12 protein-coding genes are annotated in these 11,693 nt (G+C 69.1%); 9 read left to right on the forward strand and 3 right to left on the reverse strand.

What is annotated here, in order from left to right:
• The first annotated feature begins 15 nt into the window (after window positions 1-15).
• The 5 genes from ACLJRL_RS18585 to ACLJRL_RS18605 all read left to right on the forward strand — a co-directional run bounded on the left by ACLJRL_RS18585 (window position 16) and on the right by ACLJRL_RS18605 (window position 4,357).
• On the forward strand, window positions 16-273 hold the full coding sequence (locus ACLJRL_RS18585; protein WP_410657464.1) for a hypothetical protein: 258 nt from the start codon (window positions 16-18) through the stop codon (window positions 271-273).
• 412 nt (window positions 274-685) lie between these two features.
• Window positions 686-2,008 carry a M20/M25/M40 family metallo-hydrolase gene (locus tag ACLJRL_RS18590; protein WP_410657465.1) on the forward strand — a complete coding sequence of 441 codons (1,323 nt, stop codon included), beginning with the start codon at window positions 686-688 and terminating at the stop codon, window positions 2,006-2,008.
• Window positions 2,008-2,886: an alpha/beta fold hydrolase gene (locus tag ACLJRL_RS18595; RefSeq protein WP_410657466.1), complete on the forward strand. Its 879-nt coding sequence runs from the start codon at window positions 2,008-2,010 to the stop codon at window positions 2,884-2,886. Before ACLJRL_RS18590 ends, ACLJRL_RS18595 begins: the two co-directional genes overlap by 1 nt.
• Before the next feature lie 40 nt (window positions 2,887-2,926).
• A complete protein-coding gene (locus tag ACLJRL_RS18600) occupies window positions 2,927-3,565 on the forward strand; it encodes a helix-turn-helix domain-containing protein (RefSeq protein WP_410657467.1) in 639 nt (212 codons plus the stop codon).
• 48 nt (window positions 3,566-3,613) lie between these two features.
• Window positions 3,614-4,357: an SRPBCC family protein gene (locus ACLJRL_RS18605; protein WP_410657468.1), complete on the forward strand. Its 744-nt coding sequence runs from the start codon at window positions 3,614-3,616 to the stop codon at window positions 4,355-4,357.
• Here the strand turns inward: ACLJRL_RS18605 and ACLJRL_RS18610 are convergent.
• From ACLJRL_RS18610 to ACLJRL_RS18620, 3 genes are all read right to left on the reverse strand, one after another.
• Window positions 4,350-4,571: a DUF5703 family protein gene (locus tag ACLJRL_RS18610; RefSeq protein WP_410657469.1), complete on the reverse strand. Its 222-nt coding sequence runs from the start codon at window positions 4,569-4,571 to the stop codon at window positions 4,350-4,352. The genes ACLJRL_RS18605 and ACLJRL_RS18610 overlap by 8 nt on opposite strands.
• Window positions 4,568-5,581 (reverse strand): YncE family protein, encoded by a 1,014-nt coding sequence (locus ACLJRL_RS18615; RefSeq protein WP_410657470.1) that lies wholly within the window; start codon window positions 5,579-5,581, stop codon window positions 4,568-4,570. Before ACLJRL_RS18615 ends, ACLJRL_RS18610 begins: the two co-directional genes overlap by 4 nt.
• Before the next feature lie 113 nt (window positions 5,582-5,694).
• Window positions 5,695-6,660 carry an aldo/keto reductase gene (locus tag ACLJRL_RS18620; protein ID WP_410657471.1) on the reverse strand — a complete coding sequence of 322 codons (966 nt, stop codon included), beginning with the start codon at window positions 6,658-6,660 and terminating at the stop codon, window positions 5,695-5,697.
• A 137-nt stretch (window positions 6,661-6,797) separates the two neighbouring features.
• On the opposite strand from ACLJRL_RS18620, the gene ACLJRL_RS18625 reads away from it, so the two are divergent.
• The 4 genes from ACLJRL_RS18625 to ACLJRL_RS18640 all read left to right on the forward strand — a co-directional run bounded on the left by ACLJRL_RS18625 (window position 6,798) and on the right by ACLJRL_RS18640 (window position 11,669).
• Window positions 6,798-7,844, forward strand: coding sequence for an LLM class F420-dependent oxidoreductase (locus ACLJRL_RS18625; protein ID WP_410657472.1), 1,047 nt, complete (start codon window positions 6,798-6,800; stop codon window positions 7,842-7,844).
• The gene (locus ACLJRL_RS18630) at window positions 7,844-8,683 is read left to right on the forward strand and encodes an undecaprenyl-diphosphate phosphatase (protein ID WP_410657473.1); all 840 of its coding nucleotides are present in this window, start codon (window positions 7,844-7,846) and stop codon (window positions 8,681-8,683) included. Before ACLJRL_RS18625 ends, ACLJRL_RS18630 begins: the two co-directional genes overlap by 1 nt.
• Before the next feature lie 121 nt (window positions 8,684-8,804).
• Window positions 8,805-9,524 carry a histidine phosphatase family protein gene (locus ACLJRL_RS18635; protein ID WP_410657474.1) on the forward strand — a complete coding sequence of 240 codons (720 nt, stop codon included), beginning with the start codon at window positions 8,805-8,807 and terminating at the stop codon, window positions 9,522-9,524.
• 102 nt (window positions 9,525-9,626) lie between these two features.
• The gene (locus tag ACLJRL_RS18640) at window positions 9,627-11,669 is read left to right on the forward strand and encodes a M3 family metallopeptidase (protein WP_410657475.1); all 2,043 of its coding nucleotides are present in this window, start codon (window positions 9,627-9,629) and stop codon (window positions 11,667-11,669) included.
• The last annotated feature ends 24 nt before the right edge of the window (window positions 11,670-11,693 follow it).

Consider the following 11,693-nt stretch of genomic DNA (forward strand, 5'->3'; position numbering starts at 1 on the left):
CGCCATGCCGGAGTGATGACCGTTGTCCCGGCCGCGGTCTTCGGCGGGATGGGTGCGTGGTACGGCTCCGCCACAGACGCCGAAGTGAGTTGGTTGAACCCTGTGGTGGCGGGGGTCATCGGGGTGGTGTTCGGTGCGCTACTCGGTTTCGGCGTGTCGATGGAGGCCCGGGAGCCGAAACCGAAGGGTGCGCGCCGAGTACTGGTCATCGTGGGGCTGGTGTTCTGCGCCGCGGTAGCTCTCGGTATGCGGTACTTGCGCTTCCGGACCTGACGTCGGGATTCCACTGTCCCTGAGTTCGCCCCGGGCAGCCTGGTGTCACTGTCGCGGCAAGGCGCCGCAGAGCCACGGGGCCTGTGCGGACACTTCAACCCAGGTCGGCTGACGGCCGGGATCTGACCTGCTGAGCGTCGAGGCGGGAATGAGCGATTTCCGGGCGGTGCCGTCGTCTTAACATCCGCCCTCTGGGCTCGATTTGTCCGTTTCGGGTCGGTGCTGTCGTGTGAGGCCTGGCTCCCTGGGCCTCGGCCGGCGGCGTCCTGGCCGTGCACTGACGGAAGTGCTCGAGCGCGGGTCCCTCGATCGGCTGCCCGTGTGGCGGTGGCGCCGCGGGAGTGGGTCTTCACACGTGTCCAGGCGGCGGTCGAGACGGGTCGTGTCAGCCCACCAATGGTAGGAATGCCTGGTGACCGAACCGAATCTGATCGAAGCAGCCGCCGAAGAGGCAGTCACCCTCACCAGTGAACTGATCCGCATCGACACGACCAACACCGGTGACCCCGACACGCTCGTCGGCGAACGCGTCGCGGCGGAGTACGTCGCCGAGAAGCTCACCGACGCGGGCTACGAGATCACCTATGTCGAGTCCGGCGGCAAGAACCGCCACAACGTCATCGTGCGGCTGCCCGGCGCCGACCCGTCGCGGGGCGCGCTCCTGATCCATGGTCATCTCGACGCCGTCCCCGCCGACGCTTCCGAGTGGTCGGTCCACCCGTTCTCCGGCGCGATCCAGGACGACTACGTCTGGGGCCGCGGCGCCGTTGATATGAAAGACATGTGCGGGATGGCGCTCGCGCTGGCCCGGCACTACAAGATGAACGGTATCGTCCCGCCGCGGGACCTGGTCTTCGCGTTCCTCGCCGATGAGGAGGCGGGCGGGAAGTACGGCGCGCAGTGGCTGGTCGAGAACCGGCCTGAGCTGTTCGAAGGCGTCACCGAGGCGATCAGCGAGGTCGGCGGCTTCTCGATCACGCTGAAGGACAACGTCCGCGCGTACCTCATCGAGACGGCGGAAAAAGGCATCCGCTGGATGAAGCTGCGCGTGCGCGGCACCGCCGGCCACGGCTCGATGATCCACCGCGACAACGCCGTCACCAAGCTCGCCGAAGCCGTCGCCAGGCTCGGCAACCACAAGTTCCCGCTGGTCATGACCGACTCCGTCCGCGAGTTCCTGGACGGCGTCACCGAGATCACCGGCTGGGACTTCCCCGAAGACGACATCGAGGGTTCGGTCGCCAAGCTCGGCAATATCTCCCGGATGATCGGCGCGACCCTGCGCGACACGGCGAACCCGACGATGCTCACCGCGGGCTACAAGTCCAACGTCATCCCGTCGGTCGCCGAAGCGTCGGTCGACTGCCGGATCCTCCCCGGCCGGCTCGAGGCGTTCAACGCCGAACTGGAAGAGATCCTCGGCCCGGACATCGAGAAGGAGTGGATGGAGCTGCCGCCGGTCGAGACGACCTTCGACGGCGCTCTCGTCGACGCGATGACCGCCGCCGTCCTCGCCGAGGACCCCGGCGCCCGCACGCTGCCGTACATGCTTTCGGGCGGTACGGACGCGAAGTCCTTCCAATCACTCGGGATCCGCAACTTCGGGTTCGCCCCGCTGCAACTGCCCGCCGACCTCGACTTCTCGGCCCTGTTCCACGGCGTCGACGAGCGGGTCCCGGTCGACGCGCTGAAGTTCGGCGTGCGTGTGCTCGACCGTTTCCTGCGCTCCTCCTGATGCCGGGTCTGCTGGTCGCCGACGGGACACCCCTGCATTTCGAACGCTGGGGCGACCCGTCGGCGCCGGTGACCGTGGTGCTCGTCCACGGTTACGCCCTCGACAGGCGAAGCTGGCGCGCCATCGCGCCTGTCCTGGCCGAAGCCGCCGAAGAGCCGATCGCGGTGCTGGCTTACGACCAGCGCGGACACGGCGAGTCCGGCGACGTCAGGCCCGCTTCGGCGACCATGGGGCATCTCGGCGACGACCTCGCCGAGATCCTGGACAAGGTCGTCCCCGAAGGCAAGGTCGTCCTGGTCGGTCACGACATGGGAGGTCTCGCGATCCTGACGCTCGCCCAGAAGCATCCGGACGTCTTCGCGGCCAGAGTGGCGGGCATCGGGCTGCTCGCGATGTCGGCCGGGGGCGTCACCCCGGACGCGATCTGGCCGAACGCGCTCGGCAAGCTCGGCCGCGACCTGGAGATGGTCTTCGGGACCAAGCTGATCGGCCTGGTCCGCGACCACACCAGCAAGGCGGTGACGGCCGGGCTGCGCTGGTGGCTCTTCGGTGACGACCCGGTGCCCGGCGACGTCGAACTGACCGTGCGGATGATCCGCGGGAACTGGCCGCAGACGGTGTCCGCGTTCCGGCCCGCTCTCGACGCCTACACCCGGGAATCGGCGTTGTCGCAGGTCGGAGCGGTGCCGGTGACGGCTATCGTGGGGGAACGCGACAAGCTGGTGCCCACGGCCGACGTCGAGGAACTGGCCGGCGCGGTGGAGAACGGGACGGCCGTGGTGCTGCCGGGTATCGGGCACGTCGTCCCGCTGGAGGCGGCGCCCCAGGTGGTGCCGCGCATCCTGACTCTGGTGGGCGAAGCTCGCCGACAATCCTAGAATCCTTGACAACTTCTCTTTTCGGTGGCACCTTCTTGCCATGTTCTCTGTAGCGGTGATCGAGGACGCGGAAGCGGCCGAAGTGTCGCTTGACCCGGTGCGGGCCAGGCTGCTCTCCGAACTGTCCGAACCCGCGTCGGCGACGATGCTGGCTTCCCGCGTGGACCTGCCGCGCCAGAAGGTGAACTACCACCTGCGCGCGCTGGAGAAGCACGGGCTGGTCGAACTCGTCGAGGAACGACGGAAGGGCAACGTGACCGAGCGCATGATGCGCGCGACGGCGTCGTCCTACGTGATCTCGCCGACCGCGTTGTCGGCCGTGCAGCCCGACCCGGCCGAATCGCCGGACCGGCTTTCCGCGCGCTGGCTGCTCGCGGTGGCGGGCAGGCTGGTCCGCGACGTCGGCCTGCTGATCACCGGCTCCACCAAGGCGCGCAAGCGGGTCGCGACCTTCGCGCTCGACGGTGAGGTGCGGTTCTCGTCCCCGGCGAACAGGGCCGCCTTCGCCGAGGAACTCACCGTCGCGATCTCGAACCTGGTGAGCAAGTATCACGACGAAGGCGCCGACGGAGGCCGCGACCATCGCATCGTCGTCGCCGTCCACCCGAGCGTCAAAACCGAACCCGAGAGCCTGTTGGCGGAGCTTGAGATGCACTCCAAAGAGGGGCGCAACGCGTGAACGCGATCGCGGACGCGGGTTCACTAACAGGCAATGAGGAGCGCTGAGGTGGGACACGAATTCGAGCTCACCGAACGCGCCGAGGTCGACGCCACCCCGGAAGAGGTCTGGGCCGCCATCGCGACCGGGCCCGGGATCACGTCGTGGTTCATGGGACGCAACGAGGTCGACGGCGGCGTCGGCGGCACGGTGAAGACGGCGTTCGGGGGCTACGAACCCGAGTCCGCGATCACCTCGTGGGATCCGCTGGAGCGGCTCGTCTACGGCTCGGAACCCGACCCGGACGGCCGGTTCGTCGCCTACGAGTTCCTCATCGAGGGCCGCTCGGGCGGCAGCACCGTGCTGCGGGCCGTGACGAGCGGCTTCCTGCCCGGCGACGACTGGGAAGACGAGTTCGAGGCGATGAGCGCCGGTGGCGAGCTGTTCTTCCGCACCCTGGTCGAGTACCTGACCGCGTTCGCCGGCCGGAAAGCCGTGCCGGTCACCGTTTTCGGGCCGATGGTCCAGGACTGGGACCGGGCGTGGCTGGATCTGGGCCGGGAACTCGGTCTCGCCGGGCGGCCGGAGGCGGGGGACAGGGTCCGGTTGTCCACCACATCGGTGTCCACTATGGACGGTGAGGTCTATCTGGCGAACGCGCAGACGGTCGGCATCCGGACGGCCGGTTCGCTGATCCGGTTCGTGCGCGGGTTCACCGGGTCGATGGTCGCGATGCATCACCTATTCGGCGAGGTCGATCCCGCCGCTCAGGAGAAGCTCTGGACCTCGTGGCTGGCCCGGGTCTTCAGGTGATGAGGCCGGGCAGGGGAGTGGCGCTGCGCTTGCGGCGCAACCACACCCTTCGAGTCCCATCCGAGTAGAGCCGGACCGTCGAGAGTTCCCAGCCGGCGAACTCGGCGTGGATCGACAGCTGCGTAGCCGCCGCCCGCCGGGACACACCGGGCGGCAACTGCAACCGCCGGTACTCCCAATCCCCTTCGACCACCGCCTCGTCCACCACTGTCATGGCGTGATCACCTGGATCCCTTCTCCGATGGCCGAGCCGACGACCAAACGGCCGCCCTGCTCGTCGACGGTGACCGAATCTGGCTGCCGCACGGTGGGGAACCGGTGCTTCTCGATCGGCTCCCCGCCGCGGACGTCGAACCCGACGACCTCGTTGCGCTCGGTGAGAGTGACCCAGGCCAGGCCACGGGTGCGGTCGTAGGCGATGCCGTACGCCCCGCCGGGGACGGGGTAACGCTGACGCAGCAGGAGCGGCGTCGTGGAGAACGCCAGGAGGGCGCCCGCTCGCGCATCCGTGACGAGGATGCGCCCGAAGTCGTCGGTGACCGCGTTGGCCGCGCCGTCGCCCGCCCGCAGGCCCTCGCCGATCTTGCCTTCGGCGAGGTCAACGGTGAACAGGGCGGTGCGCAGCTTGTCCAGGACGACCACGCCGTCACCGGTGTTCAAGATGTCGTCGGCGCTGTAGATCTGGCCGGTGATGGTCTTCGGGCCCGCGTTCTTGCTCAGCACCTCGACGACCTTGCGGTCGCGGACCGAGACCAGCGTCGCGTCGCCGTCGGCGAGACCGGCCGACGGCTGTCCCGCGACCGGGATCGTCTCGATCGCGCCACCGGGCAGGGAGACCTTCGCCAGGACGCTCTTGCCGGGCACGCTGGCGAGCACCTGCGAACCCGAGACGGTGAGCCGCTCGGCCGGACCGGGCAGGGCCACGGTCGTCTTCGGGGCGTCAAGGGACGCGAGGTCGTAGATGCGCAGCGACGGCGGCTCCGAGACGGCGACGACCAGCGTCTTGCTGGCGGCGTCGGTGGCCAGAGCGCGGACCCCTGGCCCGGCCAGGACCGAACCGGCGGGCCGGACCGTCACCGCGGGGGAGACGGCCGCGGTCACCGCGACGGGGTTCTGCACGATCTGCAGGGTGTCGTTCGGGGAATCGTCCGAACTGCACGACGACAGCACCAGGGCACCGGCGAGCGGGATCGCGATCCGGGAAACGGCGGACAGCCGACCCACGTTGGTGCCTCCACCTGCTACTCGTGAAACGGACTTGTCCAGCATCCCCCAGGAACCCCGCCGCGTCACGTCTGTGTCACCCAACAGTCACCAAATCCAGTTCTCGGGACGGCTCAGAGGCCGCGTTCGGGGTACCCGACTTCGATCGCGCTGACGTCGTCGAGCGCCGATCGGATGGCGGGCGGGAGAGTGATGTCCTCGGCCGCGAGGGACCCGGTCAGCTGACCGGTGTCACGGGCCCCCACCACGGGCGCGACGACACCGGGGCGGTCACGGACCCAGGCCAGCGCGACCGACAGCGGCGAGGTGCCGAGGCCGTCGGCGGCGGTCGCGACCGCCTGCACGATCCGGGCGGCGCGCTCGGTCCGGTGATGTTCGACATAACCCGCGAAAACACTCGATGCGCCCCGCGAATCCGCGGGCGTCCCGGACCGGTACTTGCCGGTGAGCACGCCCCGGCCGAGCGGAGCCCAGGGCAGGAGGCCGACGCCGTGGTGCTCGGCCGCGGGGACGACCTCGCGGTCGACGCCGCGCTCCAGCAGCGAGTACTCGACCTGCGTCGAGACCAGCGGCGCGACGGCGGAACTGCGCGCGGCGGCGGTCGCCAGCTGCCAGCCGGAGTAGTTGGAGATACCGACGTAGCGAACCTTTCCACTGGTCACGGCGTACTCCAGCGCCGACAGCGTCTCGTGGACCGGCACGGTGGTGTCCCAGGCGTGCAGCTGCCACAGGTCGATGTGGTCGGTACCGAGGCGGCGCAGCGAGCCGTCGAGCGCGGTCAGCAGCGCGCCGCGCGAGGCCCCGCCGCCGAACGGGCCGTCGGCTCGGCGGGCGACGGCCTTGGTGGCGAGCACGATGTCGTCCCGCGGGACGAGGTCGCCGAGCAGGCCGCCGAGGACGCGTTCGCTCTCGCCCTCGCCGTAGATGTCGGCGGTGTCGACCAGGGTGCCCCCGGCGTCGACGAACGCGACCAGCTGGCTGGCCGCCTCTTCCGAGTCGGTGTCGCCACCCCACGTCATGGTCCCGAGGGCCATCCGCGAGACCCGCAGTCCCGACCGGCCCAGCTGTCGCTTTTCCACGACGCGCGAGCCTAGCCGGAGTGCCGGTGCGGCATGGGGAGCAGGTGAGCGTGTCGTGATCGAGTACCACCGGCCGGGTCACCGCGGTGTCAACACCCTGAACGGAGGAGTGACACTCCGCTGGATAGATTCAGGCCGTGCGACTCGGACTGAATTTGGGCTATTGGGGCGCGGGGAACGACGCGGCCAACCTGGCATTGGCGAAGAAGGCGGACGAACTGGACTACGCGGTCGTGTGGGCCGCGGAGGCCTACGGCTCGGACGCGCCGACGGTGCTGGCATGGGTGGCGGCGCAGACCTCGCGGATCGACGTGGGCAGCGCCGTCCTGCAGATCCCGGCACGGACCCCGGCGATGACCGCGATGACCGCCGCGACCCTCGACACGCTCTCAGGCGGGCGCTTCCGCCTCGGCCTCGGCGTTTCCGGACCGCAGGTCTCCGAAGGCTGGCACGGTGTGAAGTTCGCGGCGCCGCTCGGCCGCACGCGCGAGTACGTCGAGATCGTCCGCAAGGCGCTGAGCCGTCAGCGGCTCAAGTACGAGGGCGAGCACTTCCAACTGCCGCTGCCCGGCGGGCCCGGCAAGGCGCTGACGCTGACCGTGCACCCGGTACGCCACGAGATCCCCGTCTACCTGGCCGCGATCGGCCCGAAGAACCTCGAACTGACCGGCGCGATCGCGGACGGCTGGCTGCCGGTGTTCTTCTCGCCCGAGCACGCGGACGAGCAGCTCAAGCTGATCCGCGCGGGTGCGAAGAAGGCGGAGCGGTCGCTGGAGGGCTTCGACGTCGTCCCCACCGTCCCGCTCGTGGTCGGTGACGACTGGAAGGCCTGCGCAGACGCCGTCCGCGGCTACGCGGCGCTGTACCTCGGCGGGATGGGCAGCCGGGACAAGAACTTCTACAACCAGCTGGCCTGCCGGATGGGCTTCGAGGCCGAAGCGGCCGACGTCCAGCAGAAGTACCTCGGCCGGGACTACGCGGGCGCCATGGCCGCGGTCCCGCTCGAGTTCATCGACGCGACGTCCCTGCTGGGACCCAAGGAACGGATCGCCGAACGGATGACGGCCTTCGCCGAGGCGGGGGTCACGACGCTGACCGTCGCGCCCTCCATGCCGGACCCGGAAAGCTCCGCGCGCGCCCTCGAGGTCGCGGCCGAGGCGATCGAACTGGCCGGTGTCGTCTGATGGGGTGGTTCGAAGCACTGGTCCTCGGCCTCGTCCAGGGGCTCACCGAGTTCCTGCCGATCTCCTCCAGCGCGCACCTGCGGATCACCGCCGCGCTCGCCGGCTGGGACGACCCGGGCGCGGCGTTCACCGCGGTGACCCAGATCGGCACCGAACTCGCGGTCATCCTGTACTTCTCGAAGAAGATCGGGAACATCCTCCGCGCCTGGTTCTTCTCCATCTACAAGAAGGAGTGGCGTCAGGACCCGGACGCCCGGCTCGGCTGGCTGATCATCATCGGCTCGCTGCCGATCGCGGTGCTGGGCCTGCTGCTCCAGGACGCGATCGACGAGTCCTTCCGTGACCTGCGGATCACCGCGACCACCCTGATCGTGTTCGGCCTGATCCTCCTGCTGGCCGACCGGATCGGGAAGCAGGAGCGCACGCTCGACCATCTGACCGTTCCGCATGGTCTCGGGTTCGGTTTCGCGCAGGCACTGGCGCTGATCCCGGGGGTCTCGCGGTCCGGCGGCACCACGAGCGCCGGGCTGCTGCTCGGCTATACCCGCGCCGAGGCGGCGGAGTACTCGTTCCTGCTGGCCCTGCCCGCGGTGTTCAGCTCGGGGCTGTACAAGCTGACCGACATCGGCAAGGACGGCGCCCCGGCCCAGTGGGGGCCGACGATCCTGGCGACGCTGGTCGCTTTCGGTGTCGGCTATGTCGTCATCGCCTGGCTGATGGCCTACATCAAGACCAAGAGCTTCGTGCCGTTCGTCATCTACCGGCTCGTGCTCGGCGCCCTGTTGTTCGTGCTGATCTTCACCGGCGCCCTGGACCCTCAGGCCGGCCCGCACATGTGATCCGCGCGTTTCGTCCTCTAGTTGCGGTCCTTGCGTGTGCAACTACCGCAACTAGAGGACGAATTGCGGGAGTTGTCCGAGGGCCGGACCTGGACAAAGAACGGCACGTAGGGTGGTCCACGTGAGTACTGTGATCCTTCTGCGCCACGGCAAGTCCACGGCGAACGGTTCGGGCGTCCTCGCCGGGCGCACCCCGAAGGTCGGCCTGGACGACGCCGGCCGGGCGCAGGCGGCCGCGCTGGTCGAGCGCCTGGCGCCGGTGCCGCTGGCCGAGCTGGTGGTCTCGCCGATGCTGCGCTGCCGTCAGACGGTCGCGAAGCTGGCCGAGGCGCGCGGTCTGGACAAGGTCAAAGAGCCCGGATTGTCCGAAGTGGACTACGGCGAATGGACCGGGCGCGCGCTGAAGGATCTGTTCGAGGAACCGCTGTGGCGGGTCGTGCAGGCGCACCCTTCGGCCGCCGTCTTCCCCGGCGGGGAAGGGCTGGCGGAGATGCAGGCCCGTTCGGTCGCGGCCGTCCGCGCGCACGACGCCCGGATCAGCGCGAAGTACGGCGACCACGCGGTCTGGCTCCTGTGCAGCCACGGCGACGTCATCAAGTCCATCCTCGCCGACGCGCTCGGCCAGCACCTCGACGCGTTCCAGCGGATCGTCGTCGATCCCGCCTCGGTCTCGGTGGTCCGCTACACCGAGACTCGTCCGTTCGTGTTAAGGATCAACGACAACGGCGGAGACCTGGCGGGCATCGCACCGCCGGAACCACAGCCCAAGGGTCGCAAAGCCAAGCGCGGCAAGGGAAAGCAGAGCTCCGACGCGGTGGTCGGCGGTACCACCGGAGCGTGACCGACGCGGTCCCGGCGTCACCGCCACGGACGGCATCCACCGGCCCCTCACTGCCCGTAGGGTGGCCAGACCAGCAGATCCGACGACCCGGGAGCAACACCGATGATTTCGCAGGACAACCCGTTCGCCGCGCCGAGTGAGCTGCCCTACGCCCTTCCGCCGTTCGACCGGATCGCCGACGAGCACTTCCTGCCCGCCTTCGAGGCGGGCCTGGCCGAGCACACGGCCGAGATCGACGAGATCGCCGGTTCGGCCGAGCCGCCGACCTTCGAGAACACCATCGTCGCGCTGGAGACGGCAGGCAGGCTGCTGAACCGGGTCGCCAGCGTGTTCTTCAACCTCGCGGGTTCGAACGCGAACGACGAGATCCAGCGGGTCCAGGCGGAGATGGCCCCGCGACTGGCCGGGCACGCCGACGCCATCAACCTGAACCCGGCGCTGTTCGCCCGGATCAACGCGTTGTACGAGCGCAAGGACGAACTCGGCCTGGACGACGAGTCGCTCCGGCTGCTCGAACGCCACCACACCGACGTTCGCCGGGCGGGTGCCGGGCTCCCCGAAGCTGACCAGAAGCGGCTGCGCGAACTGAACGAGCAGCTCTCGACGCTGTCGACCCGCTTCCAGCAGAACCTGCTCAAGGACACCAACGAACTCGCGGTGGTCGTCGACGACGTCGCGGAACTCGCCGGGCTCACCGAGGACACCATCGCCACGGCCGCCGAGACCGCCGGCGAGGCAGGCAAGTACGTCCTCAAGCTGACCCTGCCGACGGCGCAGGCGGCGTTGTCCTCGCTGGAAGACCGCGCGCTGCGCGAGCGGATCTTCACCGCGTCGGTGTCCCGCGGCAACCGGGGCAACGAATTCGACAACAACGACGTCGTGGCCCGGATCGTCCGGCTGCGTGCCGAGCGGGCCGCCGTGCTCGGCTTCCCTGACCACGCCTCATATGTCATCGAGGACGAGACGGCGAAGACGTCGGCGGCCGCGGCCGGTCTGCTCGAACGCCTCGCGCCCGTCGCGGTCGCCAACGCCAAGGGGGAGGCCGAAGAACTCCAGCGCTACCTGGAAGCCGACATCCCCGGCGCGGTCCTGCGGCCGTGGGACTGGGCGTTCTACGCCGAGCGCGTCCGCAAGGACCGGTTCGAGGTCGATACCGCCGCGCTGCGGCCCTACTTCGAGCTCAACCGCGTCCTCACCGATGGTGTCTTCTTCGCCGCCTCCAAGCTGTACGGCCTGAGCTTCACCGAACGGGAAGACCTGCCGAAGTACCACCCCGAGGTCCGGATCTTCGAGGTCTTCGACGCCGACGGCGCGGAACTCGGCCTGTTCCTGCTGGACTACTACTCGCGCGACTCGAAGCGCGGCGGCGCCTGGATGAACAACTTCGTCGACCAGACGAAACTGCTGGGCACCAAGACGGTCGTGGTGAACGTCCTCAACGTCGCCAGGCCGCCGGCGGGGGAGCCGACCCTGCTGACCTTCGACGAGGTCGTCACCGCCTTCCACGAGTTCGGGCACGCGCTCCACTCGCTGCTTTCGGACGTGCGGTACCCGACGTTCTCCGGCACCAACGTCCCGCGTGACTTCGTCGAGTATCCCTCGCAGGTCAACGAAATGTGGATGCTGTGGCCCGAGGTGCTGGCCAACTACGCCAAGCACCACGTGACCGGTGAGCCGCTGCCGCAGGAGCAGATCGACAAGCTCCTCGCGTCGCAGCAGTACGGCGAAGGTTTCTCGACGACCGAGTACCTCGCGGCGTCCCTTTTGGACCAGGCGTGGCACGCGCTCGGCACCGAGGACAAGGTCGACGACGTCCAGCGGTTCGAGATCGACGCGCTGACGAAGGCCGGCGTGGCACTGGAAGCCGCACCGCCGCGTTACCGCACCACCTACTTCGCGCATATCTTCAGCGGCGGCTACAGCGCCGGGTACTACTCCTACATCTGGAGCGAGGTGCTCGACGCCGACACCGTCCAGTGGTTCCGCGAGAACGGCGGGCTCACCAGGGAGAACGGTGACCACTTCCGTCGTGAACTGCTCGGGCGCGGTGGCAGTGTCGACCCGATGGCGGCGTTCCACGCCTTCCGCGGCCGTGACCCGGAGATCGAGCCGCTGCTGAAGCGCCGCGGCCTCGCCGGAGCCTGACACCGCTGACGGTTTCCCTGCCCG

Origin of the sequence: Amycolatopsis sp. lyj-112 (genome assembly GCF_046549055.1) — a bacterium.
In the GTDB taxonomy this organism is placed as follows: Bacteria; Actinomycetota; Actinomycetes; order Mycobacteriales; family Pseudonocardiaceae; genus Amycolatopsis.